This is a genomic window from Lysobacter sp. F60174L2, assembly GCF_052547135.1.
Map to the genome: position 1 here is coordinate 173,652 of NZ_JBQWRA010000001.1, position 20,508 is coordinate 194,159.

The 20,508-nt window shown below is 68.3% G+C and carries 21 protein-coding genes; 5 read left to right on the forward strand and 16 right to left on the reverse strand.

Annotated elements, in window-relative coordinates:
- Nucleotides 1–2: 2 nt before the first annotated feature.
- The 4 genes from ACT9AS_RS00770 to ACT9AS_RS00785 form a co-directional block, all read right to left on the reverse strand.
- Nucleotides 3–1,469, reverse strand: coding sequence for a hypothetical protein (locus ACT9AS_RS00770; protein WP_445098207.1), 1,467 nt, complete (start codon nucleotides 1,467–1,469; stop codon nucleotides 3–5).
- Nucleotides 1,466–2,413, reverse strand: coding sequence for an ATP-binding cassette domain-containing protein (locus tag ACT9AS_RS00775; protein ID WP_445098208.1), 948 nt, complete (start codon nucleotides 2,411–2,413; stop codon nucleotides 1,466–1,468). The genes ACT9AS_RS00770 and ACT9AS_RS00775 overlap by 4 nt, the downstream gene beginning before the upstream one ends.
- Nucleotides 2,410–2,799 carry a GntR family transcriptional regulator gene (locus ACT9AS_RS00780; protein ID WP_445098209.1) on the reverse strand — a complete coding sequence of 130 codons (390 nt, stop codon included), beginning with the start codon at nucleotides 2,797–2,799 and terminating at the stop codon, nucleotides 2,410–2,412. The genes ACT9AS_RS00775 and ACT9AS_RS00780 overlap by 4 nt, the downstream gene beginning before the upstream one ends.
- A gap of 103 nt (nucleotides 2,800–2,902) precedes the next feature.
- On the reverse strand, nucleotides 2,903–3,118 hold the full coding sequence (locus ACT9AS_RS00785; protein ID WP_445098210.1) for a hypothetical protein: 216 nt from the start codon (nucleotides 3,116–3,118) through the stop codon (nucleotides 2,903–2,905).
- 138 nt (nucleotides 3,119–3,256) lie between these two features.
- Here ACT9AS_RS00785 and ACT9AS_RS00790 point away from each other — a divergent pair, with 138 nt between their 5' ends.
- The 4 genes from ACT9AS_RS00790 to ACT9AS_RS00805 all read left to right on the forward strand — a co-directional run bounded on the left by ACT9AS_RS00790 (nucleotide 3,257) and on the right by ACT9AS_RS00805 (nucleotide 7,195).
- Nucleotides 3,257–4,162, forward strand: coding sequence for a LysR substrate-binding domain-containing protein (locus tag ACT9AS_RS00790; RefSeq protein WP_445098211.1), 906 nt, complete (start codon nucleotides 3,257–3,259; stop codon nucleotides 4,160–4,162).
- Nucleotides 4,163–4,231: 69 nt separating this feature from the next.
- A complete protein-coding gene (locus tag ACT9AS_RS00795; RefSeq protein WP_445098212.1) occupies nucleotides 4,232–5,110 on the forward strand; it encodes a class I SAM-dependent methyltransferase in 879 nt (292 codons plus the stop codon).
- Between the two features lie 266 nt (nucleotides 5,111–5,376).
- On the forward strand, nucleotides 5,377–5,910 hold the full coding sequence (locus ACT9AS_RS00800) for a pseudouridine synthase (protein ID WP_445098213.1): 534 nt from the start codon (nucleotides 5,377–5,379) through the stop codon (nucleotides 5,908–5,910).
- Between the two features lie 163 nt (nucleotides 5,911–6,073).
- Nucleotides 6,074–7,195 carry a response regulator gene (locus tag ACT9AS_RS00805; RefSeq protein WP_445098214.1) on the forward strand — a complete coding sequence of 374 codons (1,122 nt, stop codon included), beginning with the start codon at nucleotides 6,074–6,076 and terminating at the stop codon, nucleotides 7,193–7,195.
- A 28-nt stretch (nucleotides 7,196–7,223) separates the two neighbouring features.
- Here ACT9AS_RS00805 and ACT9AS_RS00810 read toward each other — a convergent pair whose 3' ends face one another.
- Both ACT9AS_RS00810 and hrpB read right to left on the reverse strand, forming a co-directional pair.
- Nucleotides 7,224–7,592 (reverse strand): hypothetical protein, encoded by a 369-nt coding sequence (locus tag ACT9AS_RS00810; protein ID WP_445098215.1) that lies wholly within the window; start codon nucleotides 7,590–7,592, stop codon nucleotides 7,224–7,226.
- Nucleotides 7,593–7,707: 115 nt separating this feature from the next.
- The gene (gene hrpB, locus ACT9AS_RS00815; protein ID WP_445098216.1) at nucleotides 7,708–10,221 is read right to left on the reverse strand and encodes an ATP-dependent helicase HrpB; all 2,514 of its coding nucleotides are present in this window, start codon (nucleotides 10,219–10,221) and stop codon (nucleotides 7,708–7,710) included.
- Nucleotides 10,222–10,463: 242 nt separating this feature from the next.
- On the opposite strand from hrpB, the gene ACT9AS_RS00820 reads away from it, so the two are divergent.
- Nucleotides 10,464–11,276 carry a TatD family hydrolase gene (locus ACT9AS_RS00820; RefSeq protein WP_445098217.1) on the forward strand — a complete coding sequence of 271 codons (813 nt, stop codon included), beginning with the start codon at nucleotides 10,464–10,466 and terminating at the stop codon, nucleotides 11,274–11,276.
- Nucleotides 11,277–11,400: 124 nt separating this feature from the next.
- On the opposite strand, the gene ACT9AS_RS00825 is transcribed toward ACT9AS_RS00820, so the two are convergent.
- The 10 genes from ACT9AS_RS00825 to cpaB form a co-directional block, all read right to left on the reverse strand.
- Nucleotides 11,401–11,949 carry a hypothetical protein gene (locus ACT9AS_RS00825; RefSeq protein ID WP_445098218.1) on the reverse strand — a complete coding sequence of 183 codons (549 nt, stop codon included), beginning with the start codon at nucleotides 11,947–11,949 and terminating at the stop codon, nucleotides 11,401–11,403.
- A 4-nt stretch (nucleotides 11,950–11,953) separates the two neighbouring features.
- Nucleotides 11,954–13,006 (reverse strand): OmpA family protein, encoded by a 1,053-nt coding sequence (locus tag ACT9AS_RS00830; RefSeq protein ID WP_445098219.1) that lies wholly within the window; start codon nucleotides 13,004–13,006, stop codon nucleotides 11,954–11,956.
- 40 nt (nucleotides 13,007–13,046) lie between these two features.
- On the reverse strand, nucleotides 13,047–13,643 hold the full coding sequence (locus tag ACT9AS_RS00835; RefSeq protein WP_445098220.1) for a hypothetical protein: 597 nt from the start codon (nucleotides 13,641–13,643) through the stop codon (nucleotides 13,047–13,049).
- 73 nt (nucleotides 13,644–13,716) lie between these two features.
- Entirely contained in the window at nucleotides 13,717–14,397 is a 681-nt protein-coding gene (locus ACT9AS_RS00840; protein ID WP_445098221.1) for a TadE/TadG family type IV pilus assembly protein, read from the reverse strand.
- Nucleotides 14,394–14,705, reverse strand: a complete 312-nt coding sequence (locus ACT9AS_RS00845; RefSeq protein ID WP_445098222.1) for a DUF192 domain-containing protein — start codon at nucleotides 14,703–14,705, stop codon at nucleotides 14,394–14,396. Before ACT9AS_RS00845 ends, ACT9AS_RS00840 begins: the two co-directional genes overlap by 4 nt.
- A gap of 44 nt (nucleotides 14,706–14,749) precedes the next feature.
- A complete protein-coding gene (locus ACT9AS_RS00850; protein ID WP_445098223.1) occupies nucleotides 14,750–15,640 on the reverse strand; it encodes a type II secretion system F family protein in 891 nt (296 codons plus the stop codon).
- Nucleotides 15,637–16,485, reverse strand: coding sequence for a type II secretion system F family protein (locus tag ACT9AS_RS00855; protein WP_445098224.1), 849 nt, complete (start codon nucleotides 16,483–16,485; stop codon nucleotides 15,637–15,639). Before ACT9AS_RS00855 ends, ACT9AS_RS00850 begins: the two co-directional genes overlap by 4 nt.
- The gene (locus tag ACT9AS_RS00860; protein WP_445098225.1) at nucleotides 16,482–18,179 is read right to left on the reverse strand and encodes an ATPase, T2SS/T4P/T4SS family; all 1,698 of its coding nucleotides are present in this window, start codon (nucleotides 18,177–18,179) and stop codon (nucleotides 16,482–16,484) included. Before ACT9AS_RS00860 ends, ACT9AS_RS00855 begins: the two co-directional genes overlap by 4 nt.
- A gap of 4 nt (nucleotides 18,180–18,183) precedes the next feature.
- Entirely contained in the window at nucleotides 18,184–19,689 is a 1,506-nt protein-coding gene (locus ACT9AS_RS00865) for a pilus assembly protein N-terminal domain-containing protein (RefSeq protein ID WP_445098226.1), read from the reverse strand.
- 35 nt (nucleotides 19,690–19,724) lie between these two features.
- Entirely contained in the window at nucleotides 19,725–20,504 is a 780-nt protein-coding gene (gene cpaB / locus ACT9AS_RS00870) for a Flp pilus assembly protein CpaB (RefSeq protein ID WP_445098227.1), read from the reverse strand.
- Nucleotides 20,505–20,508: the final 4 nt, after the last annotated feature.

Genomic DNA, 20,508 nt, shown 5'->3' on the forward strand with positions numbered 1-20,508 from the left:
GGTCATCCGACCAGCAGCGGATGCGGCCGCGCATGCAGGCGGCGCCAGGCCGAGGCGATCGCCGCGCCCAGCAATCCGTACGCCAGCACCCATGCAAGCGCGAGCACCAGTGGGGTGGCGCCGATGCCCTTGGCCATGGCGGCATACAGAATGGTGCCCATCGCCAGCAGCAGCATCGGTCCGGCCAGCACCAGCATGCGCCAGCCGTTCATGCGCAGGCCGGCGACCGGGCGAAGGCAGGCCAGCGCGGTGGTCAGCGCGACGCCAACGCCGGCCATCGCCATCAACCCCATCATCCGCGGCGCCACGCCGGTCATCAGCCCGAGGCCGACCAGGACCACCAGCATCAGGGCCATCGCGATGGCCGGCGCGCGGGTCACGGCCGACAGCAGGGTGGCGCGGCGCTCCGGGACTTCGCCCAGACCGGGCAGCAGCGCGAGTTCGTCGAGCTCGCCGCCCGGCTTGCTGTACATCGCCTCCAGGCGCTGCGCGTACATCACCACCATCACCGCGATGCCGCCGATCGCGCCGCCGACGAGGGTGCCGGGATTGGCGTTCTCGCCGGTCGTGTTCATCAGCAGGTAGGCCACGACCAGCGCGCCGATGCCGAGCTGGACCACGATCTGTGCGCCCGACAGCGGCGCGAATGGCGTACCCATCAGTGCACGCATCGCACGCACCGGGCGGTCCGGGCCGGCGCCGGCGGTCTGGCCGGCCGGCCACATCCAGTCCGGCAGTTGCGCGCTGGAGGCATCGCCCGACAACCAGTCGAAGCCGCCACCGGTGCGCGGGTTGGCGACCAGCGCCGGCTGCCACCAGACCGAGGTCGTGTCGGCGGGCGGGCGCCGCACAATGGCGAACCAGCGCCAGCCCGCCAGCGCGAGCACCGGCCCGACCAGCCAGACGACGTGCTGCATCTGCAGCGCCGGCAGTGTCACCGCGCCGGCCGGCACCACGCGCACGAACAAACCATGCAGCAGGCCCACGCCAAGTGGCGCGAGGCACAGTGCCATGTAGGCGATCCGGGGCAGCGTGGCCGTCAGCACCCCGACGCCTGCGGCCAGCGTCATCGCGCACACCGCGACACCGGGGTTGACCCCTCCGGAGGCGAGCAGCAGCGACGGCAGCAGCACCGTCGCGATGAAGGCGAGCGAGACGGTGCCGGCAATCGCCATGCCGACCCCGGGCATGCGCGACTGGTGGGCTTCGATGTGCAGCAGCAGCAGCCGCGAGAACCACAGGCCCCACAGCGCGGCGACCGCCAGCCCCGACAGGAACAGCGCCACTGACAGCCGTTCGGGTTTGTCGATGGTGGCCAGTGCCAGCCAGCCCAGTCCCCCGAAGATCAACGCAAGCGCGATCGCCAGCACGCGCATCGAGCGGCTCGCGCTGTTGCCCAGCAGCGCCCCGGCGTGGCGCATGCGCCAGCCGATGCTGTCGGTTTCATACGGATGGGCGCGGGCGTTCACTCGGCCACCTCGACGAACAGGTCCTCCAGCGACAGCACGTCGGCGTGCACGCCCGGCGCCGTCACCAGTGCCGGCCAGGCGGCGTCCTCGTCACGCACGACCACCAGCGACAGCGCGCCGTCGGGCAGCGTGCGGCGGGCGACCTCGCCGGGCACCCTTCCGACCAGCTGGCTGGCGGCCGACGCCGGCACGCGCAGGCGTCGGTGGCGCTCCTTCAGCGTGTCGAGTTCGGTCTGCAGCACCACCCGGCCCTCGTGCATGAAGGCGACGTGCGAGGCGGCGCGCTCCAGGTCCGAGACGATGTGGGTCGAGAACAGCACGCTGGTGCCGGACTCGCCGGCGCGCTGGGCGATCTCGCGCAGCAGTTCGCGGCGGGCGACCGGGTCGAGTGCGGCGGCGGGCTCGTCGAGCACCAGCAGTTCCGGCCGCGGCGCCAGCGCGCGGATGATCGCCACGCGCTGCCGCTCGCCCGGCGACAGCTTGGCCAGCACCTTGTTGGACGGCAGGTTCCAGCGCGCCAGCGTGGCGGCGACGAAGCCGGCATCCCAGCTCGGGTAGAAGCGGCCGACGAAGTCCAGCATGTCGCCGACCTTGAGCCACGGCAGCGCCTCGGGTTGCTGCGGCACGTAGCCCAGGCGCGCCTTGGCGCCGTCGTCGAGCGCGAGCGCCGGCCGGCCCCAGATGCGCGCTTCGCCGGCGTCGGGCTCGACCAGACCGAGCAGGACCCGGATCAGGGTCGACTTGCCGGCGCCGTTGCGGCCGATCAGGCCGAGCACCGCGCCCGGTTCGAGCTGCAGCGAGGCTCCGGCGAGCACGGTCTGGCCGTCGTAGCGCTTGTCGATGCCGGTGACGGCGATCGGCGGGTCCATGCCCAGCCGCGACAGGTCCAGCGGCGGCGCGGCGACAGGGTGGGCGGGTACAGCGGTCTCGGCAACGGTGTTCATGCGGGTTCCTCCATCCGTAGGCGGAGCCGGGCGAGCAGTTCGTCCGGCGGAAGTTCGAGTTCGCGCGCGTGGCGGGCGAGCGCATCGAGGGCGGGTTCGAGCAGGTCCCAGCGCTGCTGCGGCGACGGCGGCGCGGCGGCCCCGGAGGCCACCGCCATGCCCTTGCCGCGCTGGCGTTCGAGCACGCCTTCGGCCTCCAGCTGGCTGTAGGCCTTGGAGACGGTCATCGGGTTGATCGCGTGGGCGGCGGCGACGTCGCGCACCGACGGCAGCGTGGTGCCGGCGGCGAGTTGGCCACCGGCGACGAGGCGGCGGATCTGCTCGGCGATCTGCCGGTAGATCGGCTGCGCGGCGGCGGGTTGGATATGCAGCAGGGTTGCGTCCATGTGTATTACTACATCGATACACTTGGCGCCTGTCAAGTGCCCCTCGCACGCCGCATGAAAAAAGGCCCGGCGAACCGGGCCTCCGGGTGCATGCGGTGGCGGCTCAGCGGCAGCCGACGCGCGGATCGACGGGCACCACGCCGGCGAACGCCGCAAGCGCATGCGCCGCGCGCCGCCAGCCGGACCGCACCGGCGCACGGTCCTGCGGACGGCGGGATGGCCGCGCCGCAGCCGACGCGGCCGCGACCGCCACGTCATCGGCGTCTTCGGGCAAGACCCGGAATCCATCGAGGAACATCAGGCCCTTGTAGATATTCATGGTTCGCTCCCAGTTGGCAGGCAGCGCCTGTCTTTATTGAACGCTGCAAAGGCTAGGCGCATGATCTGCCTTGAAAAAGCGACGATTTCGCAAGCCTGGCTTGAATCCATTTCAACCCTCGACTGGAGCCCGCATGGCATGGCCCGACTCCCGCTGAACACCCTGCAGGGCTTCGCCGCGGCCGCGCGCAGCGGCAACCTGACCCGCGCGGCCGAGTCGATGCACCTCACCGTCAGCGCGCTGAGCCACCAGATCCGCGCGCTGGAGGAGCACCTCGGCCGGCGGCTGTTCGACCGCGGCCCGCGCGGCGTCGTGCTGACCGACGAGGGCCGGCGGCTGCTGGCCGAGACCGACCCGCACCTCGACGCGCTGGAACAGGCCCTGCGGCCGCCCGGCCCGCGCAACGGCGAGGTGTTGACGATCAGCGTGATGCCGAGCATGGCCTCGGGCTGGCTGGTGCCGCGGCTCGGGCGCTTCCTCGCCGCGCATCCGCAACTGGAACTCAACCTGCTGTCGTCGGAGCGGCTGGTCGATTTCGACCGCGACCACGACATCGATGCGGCGTTGCGGATGGGCGCGGGCGACTGGCCCGGGGTCCATGCCGAACACCTGCTGGACGAGTCGCTGGCGCCGGTCGCCAGCCCGGCACTGATCGACCGGCTGGGCCTGCCGCCGACCGAACTGCACCGCTGGCCATTGCTCGGCGAACGCGGCAAATGGCATTGGACCCGCTGGTTCAGCGCCCACGGTGGCCCGGAGCCGGAGCGGTACGTCGCCTACCTCGATGACCTGGAATCGCTGCACCGCGCCGCGGTCGACGGCATGGGCGTGGCGCTCGGACGGATGGTGCGTTCGCGGGTGTTGATCGAGAGCGGCCAGCTGGTGGTGCTCAGCGATGCGCGGCTGCCCAGCGACTTCAACCATTACCTCGCCTATCCGCCGCGCTCGGCCGGGCATCCCGGGCTGCTCGCGTTCCGCGACTGGCTCCATGCCGAGGTGCGCGCGCACCGCGACGCGGCGGCGGACACCGCCGCGCGCGACTGAACCGCGCCGCCGACTCTGCGATACGCTGGCGCCCTCGTTCCCAAGGCCCCGGCCATCCAAGGACCCGCCATGAACCGTGTGCTGCTCGTCGCCCTCCTGCCCATCGCGCTCGCCGCCTGCAACGGCAATCCGCCGCCGGTCGCCAACGACACCGCCGCCGCGGTCGAGACGCCGGAACCCGCCGCCACGCCCGACGCGGCCGCCACCGCGCTGCAGGCCGCGATCGCCGGCGACTGGCGCGACCCCGCCAACGTCGCCCGCGACCGCTACCGCCACCCGGCCGAAACGCTGGCGTTCTTCGGCCTGCAGGCGGACCAGACCGTGGTCGAGATCACCCCCGGCGGCGGCTGGTACGCCGAGATCTTCGCCCCCTACCTTCGCGACGGCGGCCATTACGTCGCCGCCGTGGTCGACCCGGGTGCGCTGCCCGAAGGCAGCGGGCGCGACTACCAGCAACGCAGCCGCGACCGGCTGGAAAAGAAGTTCGCCGCCGCGCCCGCGCAGTTCGACGCCGCCGAAGTGGTCGCCTACGACCCGGCCGCACCGGTGTTCGGCCCGGCCGGCTCGGCCGACCTGGTGATGACCTTCCGCAACGTCCACAACTGGCGCGAGTCCGGACAGGCGCAGGGCATGTTCGATGGCTTCTTCGCGGTCCTGAAGCCGGGCGGCACCCTCGGCGTGGTCGAGCACCGCGCGGCGGCCGATGTCGCCGCCGACGACGACAGCGGCTACGTCGGCCAGGACCAGGTGATCGCGCTGGCCGAGGCCGCCGGCTTCGTGCTGGAGGAGACCAGCGAGATCAACGCCAACCCGCGCGACACCAAGGACCACCCCAACGGCGTCTGGACGCTGCCGCCGGGCAACAACCACGACGACGCCGACGACGCGAAGTACCAGGCCATCGGCGAGAGCGACCGGATGACGCTGCGCTTCCGCAAGCCGGAATAAGGCGGCGATCGGAACGCCTGTTCGCGGGACGTCGACCGGCGCCCCGCGAACCGGACACCGGCTTGCACCACACAGCCCGGATGCTGGATGTAGGAGCGACGTAAGTCGCGAACGCCACCGCATCCGCCTGCGTTGGTCGACCACCGTGCGCGAACGGCACCCGCGTATCGGAATGTTCGCGCGCACCCTGATCGCCGGGGCATCGGTGAATTCGCGACTTACGTCGCTCCTACATCCGGACCTACTCCCACTCCTGTTTCACGACCTTGCTGATCGCCTTCAACAAACCCTATGGCGTGCTGTGCCAGTTCACCGATCGCAGCGACCCACCGCGGCCGACGCTGGCCGGCTTCGGGCTGCCGCCGGGGGTGTATGCGGCCGGCCGGCTCGACCACGACAGCGAAGGCCTGCTGTTGCTGACCGACGACGGCGGCCTCGCCCATCGGTTGACCGATCCGCGCCACAAGCAGCCCAAGACCTACTGGGTGCAGGTCGAGGGCGCGCCGCAACCGCAACAGCTGGACGCGTTGCGCCGCGGAGTCGAGCTGCGCGACGGCCTTACCCGGCCGGCCGCGGCGACGCTGATCGAGCCGCCCTCGCTGTGGCCACGTAATCCGCCGGTGCGCTTCCGCAAGACCGTGCCGGACGCCTGGCTGCAGATCGAAATCAGCGAGGGCCGCAACCGCCAGGTCCGGCGCATGACCGCGGCGGTCGGGTTGCCGACGCTGCGGCTGGTGCGGGTCGGGATCGGCGGACAACGGCTGGACGGGCTGCCACCCGGCGAGTGGCAGTCACGCTGACGCCGGTTGGCCGGACGGCCCGGCGCGCGGCGTGATGATTATGTGAACCGTTCAGACACCTTCCACGGGGTCCGCACGAAAGCGCAGCGACTCTGGTAGTTTCAATCGCGCATTCAGATTCATCCCGGCGCTCCCGACGACCGCCGAAACTGTGCGAGACCCGATGAGCTCAACCGATACCGCCCTGGGCCGCATCCTGGTCGTCGACGACCAGGCGGCCAACCTGCGTGTCGTCAGCGCGCTGCTGACCCGCGAGGGCTACGACGTCATCACCGCGGCCAGCGGTCCGGATGCGCTGGCGTGCTACGCCGATGCGGTGCCGGACATGATCCTGCTCGACATGATGATGCCGGGGATGGACGGTTTCGAGGTGCTGGCCGTGCTGCGCGAGCAGGAGCCGCCGCTGAACATCCCGGTGGTATTCGTCACCGCGGCGCACGACCGTGACCTGTTGCTGCGCGCGTTCGATGCCGGCGTGGTCGATTACGTGACCAAACCATTCCTGCCGGAGGAGCTGCTGGCCCGGGTCAACGCGCACATCGGGCTCAAGCTCACCCGCGACCGGCTGGAGCGCGTCGCCCGCGAGCGCGAGGAGCTGGTCAACCTGGTCGCGCATGACCTGAAGAACCCGCTGTCGAGCGTGCTGTTCGCCGCCGACATCCTGCGCAACGACGGTTGCCGGCCCGAGCGCGTGCCGCGCTACCTGCAGATGATCCACGAGAGCGCCGACGATGCGCTGGGCTACATCCGCCACTACCTGGAAAGCCGCGCCGGCGCGATGCGCGAACCCGGCGAAGCGGCGTGCGCCGACCTCGGCGAGGTCATGCAGTGGCTGGCGCAACGCTACGAGATGCAGCTCGAAGCGCGCGGCGGCCGCTTGCGGCTGGCGCTGCCGCAGGACGCCGCGCACGTGGCGATCGACGAGCGGGTACTGCGCCAGCTTGGCGAGAACCTGGTGACCAATGCGATGAAGTACGCGCCCGGCGGCGAGTTGCTGCTGGCCGGTCGACCCGGCGCGCCGGGGTACTGGCAGCTGGTCGCGGCCGATCGCGGCCCGGGCATCCCGCCGTCGCAGCAACGCGAGCTGTTCAAGCCGTTCACCCGCCTGCAGCAACCCGAGGACGGCGTGTCGAGTGGGCTCGGGCTGTCACTGGCCAAGCAGATCGTCGCCAACGCGGGCGGCCAGCTCTGGTACGAGGACCGCGAGGGTGGCGGGGCGTGCTTCGTGATCGAATTGCCCGAGGCGGGGCCGCAGGCGGAGTGTGACCCGGCCGATCCGGCCTGAGCGGCGAGCCGCGTCGCGGACGCAGCGGTTATTCGGAACTCGGTGTTTTAGTCGCAGTGCGCTTGCGCGCGGTGGTCTTGCGCGGGCGCTCGGCCGCCGACGCGCGACGTGCCTCGACCCGCTTGGCCTTGCCTTCGATCGGCGCGCTCGCGGCCTGCCGCTGCTTGCGTCGCGCGGCGTACCACAACAGGCCCGCACCGGCCGCGGTGGCGACCACGATCGCCGGGTTGCGGCGCACGAACGAACCGGCGATGCGCGCGCCACCCTTCAATGCACCGAGCTTGGCGCCGGTTTCCAGCCAGCGGCCGGCGTTGGATGGCACCAGATGCCTGATGCTGTCGCCGACGCGGTCGGCCAGTTCCAGCGCGCGGTCGGGGTAGGAGTCGAATCTGCTCATCGGGATGCCTTGTGGGGTACGGGCGAATGCAGCCAGTTTCTGCAAGGCATCGTTGAAACCGCGTGAGTCCGGCGCACTGCGGTCGGCTCGCAGCTGAACGCCGCGCGGCAATCGCTCAGGTGCCGCGCGGCTTGGCCCGGTGGGTGGCCTTGGCGGTCCACGGGTCGTCGGGCCAGGGGTGCTTGGGGTAGCGGCCCTTCATCTCCTTGCACACTTCCGGATAAGTGCGTTCCCAGAACCCGCGCAGGTCGCCGGTGACCTGCAGCGGCCGGCCGCCGGGCGACAGCAGGTGCAGGGTCAGCGGCACCCGGCCATCGGCGATGCGCGGGGTGTCGGCCAGGCCGAACAGTTCCTGCAGCTTGACCGCGAGCACCGGTGCCAGCGGCGCGTCGGTGGCGTCGTCGAAGGCGTAGGTGACCGGCCGCTCCAGCCCCGATGGCACCGCGATGCGGGTCGGGGCGAGCGCATCGATGCGTTGCCGCAGTGACCAGTCGACGGTGTTCCTGAGCGCGTCCGACAGCTCGGCCTGCGACAGCGCGTCGAGCCGCGACTTGCCGGCCAGCGATGGCTGCAGCCAGTGTTCGAGCCGATCCAGCAGCGCGGTATCGGAGAGGTCCGGCAACCCGAGTTCCGGACACCATGCGCGGAGGCAGCGCAGCCGCGCGCGCCATTGCCGCAGCGACTCGCTCCACGGCAACGCATCGAGGCCGAGCTGGCGCACCGCGTCGACCAGCGCTTCGGCGTGGCGCGACCGGTCGGGCGCGGCGATCGGCTTGCGCTCCAGCACGATCTGGTCAAAGCGGCGCTCGCGCACGGCGTGGATCCGCTGGCGGTCCGCGTCCCACAGCACGCGGTCTTCGGTGGTGAAGCGGTGCGGCCAGTCGCGCTCGAGCCGGGCCGGGTCGAGCGGTGCGGCGCGCAGCACGGTCGAGTCGTTGCGTGCGCCCTGCGCGGAACGCAGTTCGGTGACCAGCAGCCACGGTTCGCCAAACACTGCGCTGTCGTCGAACAGCCGCGCGCTGCGGCCGTTGGCGAGCTGGTAGCGGCGCGGATCGGCCGGGTGCTGGCGGGCGATGCGGTCCGGGTAGGCGTGTGCGAGCAGGTCGCCGAGTTGGTGCGCGGCGGCATCGACGGGAGGCACCGCATCCAGGCGCAGGCGGCGTCGCCATTGCCGGGCCGCCTGGTCGATCGCGGCCAGTGCGCCGCGCGAGGCATCGGCGGGGACCCGACCGGCGCGGAACGCGGCGAGCGCCTGCCAGCGTTCGACCAGTGCATCGCTGCGCGAGCGCAACGGGTCGCGGGCTTCGATCAACGCGGCGAGGTCGCAGGCCAGTGCGCGTTCTGCGGGGGCGGAATCGTCGGGCGCAAGCAGCATCGCGGCCAGTCGCGGGTGGGTGCCGAGCGCGAGCATGCGCCGGCCGGCGGCGGTGATCGCGCCGCGGTCGAGCGCGCCGAGTCGTTCGAGCAGTTCGCGCGCGGCGGCCATCGCGCCCGTTGGTGGCGCGTCGGGGAAGCGCAGGTCGGCGTCGCCCCAGGCCGCGAGTTCGAGCGCGAGGCCGGCCAGTTCGACCTGCGCGATCTCCGGCCGGCGCTGCGGCTCCAGCCGTTGCGACTGCGGCCACAGCCGGTAGGCCCAGCCGTCGGCAACGCGGCCGGCGCGACCGGCACGCTGGTCGGCCGAGGCCTGCGCGATGGCGACCACGTCGAGCCGGCCGAAGCCGCTGTTGGGGTCGTAGCGCGGCTCGCGTGCAAGGCCGCTGTCGATCACCACGCGCACGCCGGGCAGGGTCACGCTGGATTCGGCGACGTTGGTCGCGAGCACCACCCGGCGGCGACCGTCGGGCCCGGGCTGCAACACGCGCGATTGTTCCTCGACCGGCAGGTCGCCATGCAGGGCGAGCAGGTCGACGTCGCCGGGCAACTGCACAAGCGCCTGTTGTGCACGCGCGATCTCGCGCCGTCCCGGCAGGAACACCAGTACATCGCCGGGGTGTCCGGCCAGCGCATGCTCGACCGCGCGGCGGACCTGGTGTTCCAGCGCCTCGTCGCGACGCGCCGGGAAGTGGCCGATGTCGACCGGATGGCTACGGCCGCCGCTGCCGAGTCGCGGCGCGTCGAGGAACTGCGCGAGGCGCTCGCCATCCAGCGTCGCCGACATCACCACGATCCGCAGGTCGTCGCGCAACGCCGCCTGCACGTCGAGCGCGAGCGCCAGGCCGAGGTCGGCGGCGAGGTGGCGTTCGTGGAACTCGTCGAACACGATCGCGCCGACCCCATCCAGGGTCGGATCGTCCTGGATCATGCGGGTCAGGATGCCTTCGGTGACGACTTCGATCCGGGTGGAAGCAGACACCTGGTTGTCGAAACGGATGCGATAGCCGACCGTCTGCCCGACCGCCTCGCTCCGCTGCGACGCCATGAACCGCGCCGCCGCGCGCGCGGCAACCCGGCGCGGCTCCAGCATCAGGATCCGACGGTCGCCGAGCCAAGGCGCGTCCAGCAGCGCCGGCGGCACCTGGGTGGTCTTGCCGGCACCGGGCGGCGCCTCGAGCACGAGCCGCGGATGGGTGGCGAGGCTGTCGCGGATCCGCGGCAGCAGTTCGTCGATGGGGAAGGTCGGGCGGTTCACCGTGGAAGGATAGGCGGGCTGCCGGCCTGGGGCACCGTTCCGGTGACATTCCGTCCGTCCATGCGCGTTCTCCCAAGGAGTAGAAGCTGCGTTGTGTAGGAGCGACGTAAGTCGCGAACGCCTCGCCATCTGCCGCGCTCAGGGCGTCGCGACTCAAGTCGCTCCTACAACGGAGGGATTGGCGAACGGCCGGGGCGGGCACCCCATACACGCACCGCGCCCCTGCCACCTAAACTGTCCCGATGGAATTGATCGACATCGGCGCCAACCTCACCCACGACTCCTTCGACCACGACCGCGACGCGGTGATGCAGCGCGCGCGCGATGCCGGCATCGCGCAGATGGTGGTGACCGGCGCCAGCCGCGAGCATTCGCCACAGGCGCTGCGACTGGCGCAATCGCATCCTGGCGAACTTTTCGCCACCGCCGGCGTGCACCCGCACCACGCCAGCGAATACACCGCCGAATGCGACGCCGAGATGCGCGCACTGCATGCGCACGCGGAGGTGGTCGCCGTCGGCGAATGCGGACTCGACTACTTCCGCGACTTCTCGCCGCGACCGGCGCAACGCCGCGCATTCGGGATGCAGCTGCAGATCGCCGCCGACCTCGCCGTCGATGGCGTGGGCAAGCCGCTGTTCCTGCACCAGCGCGACGCCCATGCCGACTTCATGTCGGTCATGCGCGAATTCGACGGCCGGCTTGGCCCGGCCGTGGTGCACTGCTTCACCGGCAGCCGCGAGGAGCTGTTCGACTACCTCGACCAGGACTGGCACATCGGCATCACCGGCTGGCTGTGCGACGAGCGCCGCGGCCTGCACCTGCGCGAACTGGTCAAGAACATCCCCGCCAACCGGCTGATGATCGAGACCGACGCGCCCTACCTGCTGCCGCGCACGGTCAAGCCGGCGCCGTCACACCGGCGCAACGAGCCGATGTACCTGGCGCATATCGTCGAGGAACTCGCGCGTGATCGTGGCGAGGATGTCGCGGTGACCGCGGCCAACAGCACCGCGACCGCGCGGGCGTTCTTCGGCCTGCCGCAAGCCGGATAACGGCGGCGCGACGACGCGGCGCCGGTGCGGCCGGCCGCCGGCCGATGCCGGGATGGCGCCGCGGACTTGCGCGCCGCGAGCGCCATCACGGGAAGCCCGGGAGCCCGGGAACTCTGGAACCGGCCTACTTGCCCTGCATCTGCGCGGCCGCCGCCGCGGTCGCGTCTTCGATTTCCTTGCACGATGCGGCGATCTCCGCATCGGACATCGCATCCAGCTTCTGCTTGTGCCTGGCGTACTCGGCCTCGAACAGCGCATCGACCTGGGCATCGCTCAGGCCCAGATGCTGCCGCATCGGCAACTTGCGGACGGCATCGCGGACAGCGGTGTCGTCGGTGCTGCCCGGCGCACAGGCCTCGCCCAAAGCCAGGAGCCCCGTGCTCATGTTGACCATGCCGCGAAGCTGGTCCACCAGCGGGCCGGTCGGGAGGTCCACCGGGGCGGCCGTGGCTTCGGCTGCTTCGGTCGCGGCCTCGTTTTCCGGCATCGACGGCTCCGCCACCGTGTCGGCCATGCCAGGATCAGCCGTGGCGGAATCGGTATCGGACGGGCTGCAGGCGACCAGGGCCGCGGCGAGCGCGAGTCCAAGGATCGGGGCGATGGCGTTGCGGGAAATGTTCATGGGGAACTTCCTTGTGGAAAGCGGATCGGGCGACCGTAACGCAGCGGTCATGGCGCTACAACTGGACCAGCTCGACCCGACGGTTGCGGGCCTTGCCTTCTTCGGTCGAATTGTCGGCCACCGGTTCGGCCTGCCCGAACCCCTTCGCCTGAAGTCGCGAACCGTCGATGCCGCCTCCCGTCAGCGCCGCGACCACCGCCGCCGCACGCGCTTCCGACAGTTGCTGGTTATGGGTGGCGTCTCCAGTGTTGTCGGTGTGGCCGTTGACCGACAGCTTCAACTCCGGATCGTCCTTCAGCAGCGCCACCACCTGTTCGATCTGCGGCTTGGAGTCGGGCAGGATCTCGGCCTTGTCGGTCGCGAAGTTGACCTGGAGCGCGACCTTGCCGGCGCTGTCGAGCGTCTGTTTCAGCTCGCTGGCCGGAAGCAGTTGGGCGGAGGCAACGAACGGCTTGGTCTCCGCGATAACCCAACCGCCAGAGTAATTATTGGTCGACAGATGCACCCAGATGTCACGGTCGGGGCGACGGATTAGATAGGTGGACGTTGGATTGTTGTAGAGGTCGCCCAGGCCATCGACGTACCGTACAGCGATGTCATCCTCCTGGTACGTGTCGGTCATTGCGGAGGGGATCTGCCCATTGGCAACCTTCCGGCCACCGGCGGCGGCTACCACCGATTCGACGTTTCGATGCACGCCGTATGGCGAGTATTGCTGGTCGTCCTTGCCGGCAAATCCCGCCGAAAAGACCTTGCCTTCGACCCAGACCATGCGATCGCCCACCCAGAATGGGAAGCGGTCGAACTCGAGCGTCCTTTGGTCGCGCGCTGTCAGTTCCGACGGTAGCGACAGGTAGGGGAAGTCGCCCAGCGGCTGCTCGGACACCGGCACGGAGGCGATATCGAATCCGGCGCTGGCAGCGGGCGCCTCGTCGTATTCCGATGCCTTGTCCGAAGCCAGGTCGACCACGGGTGCTTGCTGCGCATCTGACCGTAGTTGTGCGTCAGCCGGCGCATCACCCGACGGCTCGCCCCCGCAAGCGGCGAGCACCGAAACGACAGCCAGTGCTATGAAAGTGTGCGGTAAGCGGGAAGTTCTGACGATCATGTCGGTACGGTCCTTGGGTGTTGAGCTATGCGGTCCACGGTCAATCCGGGCGCGCTTCTGTCGACGCCGGCTCCGGCGCACGCGGATAAACCTGCTCAAGGGTTCGTGGCAGGTCGAACAGGGAAGCATCCAGCGCGTCGCGCGACATTGACGTGACCCGCAACTCCTTCACCTGGTCGCGGCCGGCTACGCGCCCGCGGAAGGCAAGCACCAGGCCGCTACGGGGTTCCACCCACAACGTGCCGCTCTCGGTCCCGTCGGGACCGCGACCGTCGGCGTCGCGATAGCGCCAGGCCTGTACCAGCTGTCCGGCGATCACCTCATGCTGGCCGGGTTCGCATCGCGCACCAATCTGGGCGCATGGCGCGGTCGGATCGGCCCGGAACATCGTCCGCGCAGTGCTGTGAATCGGCAACGCCACATCGGCCCGCTCGTTCACCAACCAGGCACGTGAGTCGCCGTGGCTCAGCAGATAACCGTCCTCGCCACGCGGGCCGTCGAAGTCGATCCGCACCCGGGTGCCATGCAGGCGGATGGTGAGCGGCATTGCCGCACCGGTGCCCCGCACCGGCCCGATGCCGGTGGCGAGCGCGTACAGGGTGACATCCTGGACTGGCGTACCGGTGTCGTCGGCCACGGCGACGCCGGTAACCATCGACGCACAGGACAGCGCGAACGCCCCGGCAACCCGCAGGATGCGGTGCCAGGGTTCAACGCAACTTGGAGCGGTCATAAATCGGAGATTGCATGCGCACCAGCGCATAGGATTCGAGCCGGATCCGGCTGTGGCCGCCCACCGAGCAACGCAGGCTTTCGCGCCAGGTTCCGCCGGTGGTGATCAGGTCGGAAGCGCCCTTGATCACGCGATCGACAAACGGGACGATCATCGGATAGCAATAGCGCACGCGGATTTTGAGAATGTTGGCGTCCTGCACGTTGACCCCGCTGCTGCCGACGGCGGCGCTGCGATAGGCGAGATTGTCGTTGGGCAGTGCACGCTTTCCGTTGTACTGGACCTCGGCGAACTCCTGCCAAGCGGCCCGGCTGGGGCTGATGATGTCGATGTCGGAGAAGAGGCGGACGTCGGCTTCTGCCTTCAAGCGACCCTCGGCTACGCCGCCCACACTCGGCGAATGCACGTACAACGGCGTCAACCCGCGGATCAGACCCTGTCGAATCTCGGATATTTCCGCCCTGTTGACCGCGCCGCTGCGTGCGGCTTCCAGCGCCGCATAATCCAGCGTGGCCTTGGCTCGATAGATCAGCAGAAACTGGAATGCCCCCAGCAACAGGAAAATGAAGGCCGGTACCACGATCACGAACTCCAGCAGCGACTGCCCTCGCTGATGTAGCGGCATACCGTGCGCGTGGCCGCGAAACGTGGACGTCAAGCGTCTATGGCTTGCCATTGCAGCACCTCCCCTTTTACCGGTTCGATCCGCGACAGGCCGCCGGCATGGAGTTCGATGGTGGCGTGCGCGCCCTTGAACGCACAGGCGCGCCAGGGTCGCACGCTTTCACGCCAGCCCAGTACCTTGTTGTCGCGGCCAAGGAACAGCAGGTCCAACGGGTAACCCATCCAGAACGTATGCACCGAGTTGCACGGCGACAGCCATAGCGCCTCGCTACCATCGGCGGCCAATGCCTGCCGCCCCAGCAGGCCACGCAGCCGCAACCACCAAGAGTCTGCGCGCCACACGCGCGGCACCAGGCAAGCCTCACGACGACAGAGCCGGCCTGATTTCACAGGACGCCCTCCTGCTTCAACTTCAAATAGATGAAGTACCCGAGCACCAGGAAGATCAGCGGGAAAAAGAACATCACCAGCGGCAACATCATCTTGACCGGCGCTTCCAGCGCGAGCTTTTCGGCGCGCAGAAAGCGCTCCTCACGACGCTGACCGGCCTGTGCACGCAGGGTGGCGCTCAGGCTGGCGCCGACGCGGTCGGCCTGGATCAGCGCACTGGTGAAATTGGAGATCTGTGAGATGTCCATGCGCTCGGCCATCCGCTTCAACGCTTCCGAACGCGGCAGGCCGGCGCGCAGATCGCGCAGCATGCGTGCGAACTCCTGCCCCAGCGGGCCTTGGGGTCCCTTGGCCACTGCCTGCTCGATCGCACCGGTAATGTTGAGCCCAGCCTCCACCGCCATGGTGATGAAGTCCAGGTAGGTCGGAAGGTCTTTGATCACCTTGCGCCGGCGCAGGTTGCGCTTCTCGCCCAGCCACAACGTGGGGTATATCCAGCCAAGCGGCGCACCCAGCAACACGCACAGCAATACGCCTGTCAGACTGGCCTTGCCGAGCATGAACGCCATCACGACAAAGAACACCGAGACGATGGCGGCCGCCACCACGCGCAAGCCGTACAGGCTCTCCGGGGTCAGTACGTAGTCCTGTCCGGCCGACTGCAAGGCGCGATGGGCGGTTTCCAGCTGCACCGACTTCAGCCGCGGCGCCAGCGCCAGGGTGGCCGCCGTCACCACCGGCCAGATCAGCTGCAGGCCCTTGGGCAAGGGGTCCTGGTAATAGCGGTCCTCCTGTGGGACCTCCTGCAGCAGCCCGCGGGTAGCCACAAACACCAGACCGACCGCTGCGGCCGCCATCAACCCGATCAATAGCAGCCAGATGCTCATACGTCGATGGTCATGATCTTGCGGCACATGCGGTAGCCCAGATATTCCATGACCAGACAAATGGCAATCACGGCCCAACCGAGCGCGGTGTGGAACATCGGCCGCATGGTTTCCGGGTAGAAGAACACCAGGTAGGCGACCATGGTGGCCGGCAGCATGGCCATGACAATACCCTGCAGGCGACCCTGCGAGGTCAGCGCCTTGACCTTGCCTTCCATGATCAGCCGGCGACGCAAGGTTTCGGCCAGCGTGGTCAGGCTTTCGGCGAGATTGCCGCCGACCTCGCGCGATATCTGCACCGCCGACACGAACAAGCGCGCGTCCTGCACGGGCACGCGCTCAGCGAAGTGGTCGAGCGCCTCCTCGGTCTTCACGCCCATGCGTTGCTCGCGTAGCACCAGCGCCAGTTCCTGCGCCAGCGGTGGCAGGCCGTCAGCAACCAACGCTTCCATCGCCGGGCCAAAACCGACGCCGGCCTTCATGCTGCCCGCCAGCATCAGCAAGCCGTCGGGCAACTGCTCCTGGATCTTGTCAATGCGGCGCTGGCGCAGCCAGACGTAGATTTTGCGCGGCATGATCGCCAGCAGCAGCGCGGCGGCCACTGCGAACAGCAGTTGTCCGGTCAGTATCCAGACCAGCAACGGCACTACCACCAGCACCGCGATGTTGATCATGAACAGGTTGGCGGTATCCATGAACAGGAACATGTCGGCCAGGTTGAGGCGCGCCTGGTTGACGAAGCTCTCCCGGTAGTGGTGCATGAACTTCTCGCTGGCGCGCACCGCCACCACGCCTGCGGTCGCGACGCAGGCGAATACAACCAGCCCGATCAGCCATACGTTCATAGCTGGTCACCGCCGCGGAAGATCGACAGGTCCACCGGTACGCCACGGTCGGCCAGCTCCTCATAGAATTCGGGCACCGCGCCGGTGGCCACAAAGTCGCCTTCGACCCTGCCATCGGCACCGGCATGGTTGCGCGCGCGAAACAGGAACACGTCCTGCATCTGGATAGTGCCGCTTTCCAATCCGGTGATCTCGGTGATGTGGCTGACTTTGCGCGAACCGCATGGAAAACGGCGCTGGTGCACGATCAGGTCGACCGCCGAGGATATCTGCTCGCGCACCACCGTCATCGGAAGGTCCATCGACGACATCAGCACCATCACCTCAAGCCGCGAAAGTGCCTCGCGCGGGTTGTTGGCGTGCGCGGTAGTCAGCGACCCTTCGTGGCCGGTGTTCATAGCCTGCAGCATGTCCAGTGCCTCTCCGCCGCGACACTCGCCGACCACGATGCGGTCGGGCCGCATGCGCAGCGCGTTCTTGACGAGGTCGCGAATGGTGACCTGGCCCTTGCCTTCCAGGTTGGGCGGCCGTGCTTCCAGCGCCACCAGATTGGGCTGTACCAGTTTGAGCTCGGCTGCATCCTCGATGGTGACGACGCGGTCGGTGTCGGGGATGAAGTTGGACAGGATGTTTAGCAGCGTGGTCTTGCCCGAACCGGTACCGCCGGTGACAACGATGTTGCGGCGTTCGCGCACGGCGATGGTCAGGAACTCCAACATCTGCGGACTGATCGACCCGTACCCGAGCAGATCCTCTCCGGTCAGTTTGCGCTTGGCGAACTTGCGGATGCTGACGCTGGGTCCGCGCAACGCGATAGGCGGGATGATCGCGTTGACACGCGAGCCGTCCTTCAGGCGCGCGTCGACCATCGGTGAACTCTCGTCGATGCGCCGGCCCAGTGGTGTGACGATGCGCTCGATAGCCGACAGCACCGCGCGATCGCTGGTGAAGCACACCGCGGACTGTTCGATGCGTCCGTTGCGTTCGATGTAGATCTGGTCGTAGGCGTTGACCATGATCTCCGTGACGGTGTTGTCCTCGATCAGATCTTCCAGCGGACCCAAGCCGATGGCTTCGTCAAGCACCTGCTTGGCCAGGCGCCGCGGGTTTATGGTTTTTGGCAGATCGGAAAACTGGCGCTCCATGATCTCGTCGATGAGCTTGGCGGTCGCCTCGCGCAAGGCCTCGTCGCTGAGACTGCGTACGTCCATCCGGCGCAGATCCATCTGCTTGACCAGCTCGCCGTGAACACGCGCCCGCCAGACGTTCATGTCCGGCGGTAGATCGTTGGCGTGGGCCAGCTCGCGTGAGGTCGACGGCGTGTGCTCCTGCGGGGGAACGGGAGCCGGGTCCGGAGCCGGGACTGCATCGTTGGCCGCTTGCGGCGCGGGCCGTGCATCCTCGTTCAGCACCCGAATACGGTACTCGCCAATCTCCACCAGGTCATTGCTGGTCAACGGCCCGTGCGTGGCCTTGAGCTTGCGGCCGTTGACCAGCACTGCCGCGCGCCCTCCGCCAAGCGGCTCGATGAAAACGCCATCGCTCATGCGCTTGAGCGCCGCATGACGACTGCCAATGTTCCAGCCTTGCAGCACCACCAGATTGCCATCGCCACGACCGATACCGCACTCGCTGTGCAGGCAGCGCACTTGGCGCGGGTCGCGGTTTCCGGTTTCGATCAGGACGTTGAACATTGCATCACTCCGCCATCTTCCTGCCCAGATCGGCGTCGAGCTCCTCGTGCATCTTCCGACCCTTTTCGATGCCGTCGAGGTTCTCCGGCGAGTCCGGAGTGACTATGCGCGGAGTGACGAACACCACCAGTTCGGTGCGGTTGCCACGGAAGCCGTCGGAGCGGAACAACTTCCCGAGGATCGGGATGTTGCCCAGGATCGGGAACTTCTCGGCCGACCGGGCGGCGTTGATATCAGTCAGCCCGGAAATGACGAGTGTCTGGCCGCTGCGCACATTGACCTCCGAGCGCGTGCGGCGGGTCAGGAAACCGGGGATGCCGGCCACGACCACGCTCGGATCGATGCGGCTGACCTCGGCCATGACCGTGGTCAACACGTCGCGCGATGCATTGACCACGGGCGAAATCTCCAGCTTGATGCCGTATTCCTTGAATTCGACCTGGGTCTGGCCAAACAGCGAAGACACTGGGATCGGCACCTCTCCTCCGACCAGGAAGTCGGCCTGCCCGCCACTGCGCGTGCTCAGGTGCGGTGAGGCGAGCGCCCACGCTTTTCCATCGCTGACCAGCAGGTTGATACGCGAGGCGATGCTGGTGGCAATGCCGAAGAATGCCTGGCTGCCGGGTACCTTCAGCGGCAGGTCTAGGTCGTCGAATGCGCCACCTTCCGGCGCCATACGGTAGTAGTCATTGGTGGTGAAGTCCTTCAGATATCCGCCGACCGGGCCGTCGATCTGGGTATCCCAGCGGATGCCCAGCTCTTCCAACGCGTTCTTGTCGAACTCCATGATCTGCACGTCCATCATCACCATGGGCCTCATGCCGACCGCGTCGACGCTGCCGAGGTTGACGATGCTCGGATAGGTCTTGGTCAGCGACTGGATGCGCATCCAGTCCGCCTGGCTGATGTCCTGCCCGCTGACGATGACGTTGCCGCCAACGATGGCTACGCGCGCGTTGCTCATCGGCGACAGCGACGCCTGCAACACGCGCGCGGCCAACCCGAGGTTGTCGTCGACGATGGTGATGGGCACGTCGCTTTGGCTGCCGTCGCGCATCCACAGGTGCAACGAGGTATTGCCCGGTTCGTTGGCGATGATGACCAGTTCGCCGCCACCCAACGTCTTCACCTCCACCAGCTGGCCACTGCCGACCGCAACACGTCGCAGCGGAGAGTCGACGCTGTAGGTGACGACCTGCCCCGCATACATGGTCAGCGACAGCGGCAGGCGGCCATGGCTGGAAGCCGATGGCGCGGCGGCTGCGTTCCGGTCATTCGGGCGTTGGCTGGCATCGATCTCGCTGGATTCGATGATGTAGCTTTCGCCCGGCGGCGGTTCGGTCGGTTGGGCCGGTTCGGCGGACGCGTCCAACGCCTGCCGCGCGGCTTCAGCGGCATTCTGGAGGACGGCCGCATCGGCTACGGTTTCAGCATCGGCTTCGGATTGTTGTCCCGCCGCACTGGCGGTCGATACGATCGCCAACAAGGCGATGCCCAGACACGCAGCCATGCCGCCACGCGCGATCGTGTTCCATTGCACTCGTTTCAACCCTCACCCCCGATAATGAATTGCACACCCTGGCTGCGGCGCTGGCGCGTGGGCGCGCCTTGCAGCAGTTCGCGTTCGGTCAAGCCGTCGAGTTGGAATGCGGTGGCGTCCTCTCGCTGGCGCAGCAGCACCCGCAGAGTGCCTGCCTTGTCTGCCACGGTGAGCTTCTCCGCCTGCTTGGGCTGCAATTCCAGGGTCATGGTCGAGTAGCCCAGGTCACCGTCATCGTTGGCCAGCTCCTCGCCGACCCGCGTGCCGGTCGCCAGAACGGTGATGTCTTCCAGCAGGGGCATCACCCGGGTGTTGCCACTTTCCTGCTCGGTCGACAGCAGGATGTCGACGTGGTCGCCCGGTGTCACCATGCCGGAGATCGAGTTGGTCTCGTCAACCTGCAGTGTGTAGCCGACATTGCCCTCGTTGATGACCCGCGAGAATTGATCGTATAGCGGCACCAGCGAAGCTGCTGACAGCGGCACGCCCTCGCGCACCGGCGCGCGCAGCATGCGACCCATCAGACTGGCGTAGTTTTCGGGGGTGACGGCATCTGCGGGCACGTAATCGACCGGTACTTCGCGCACTGCCAGGTCGGCCTCGTAGATCACCGCGCCCACCTCCATGTCACCCTTGGGCACCGCCACTGCCGTCATCTGGGTGGACAGATCTGCTGTGCGCAGATCGACCTCTTTGCGGATGTAGCTGACCGCTGCGAACGCGGCCACCAAGCCGAGCACTAGCGCGACAGCCAGGTAGATGAAGTTTCGATTGATGGTGGGCATGCGG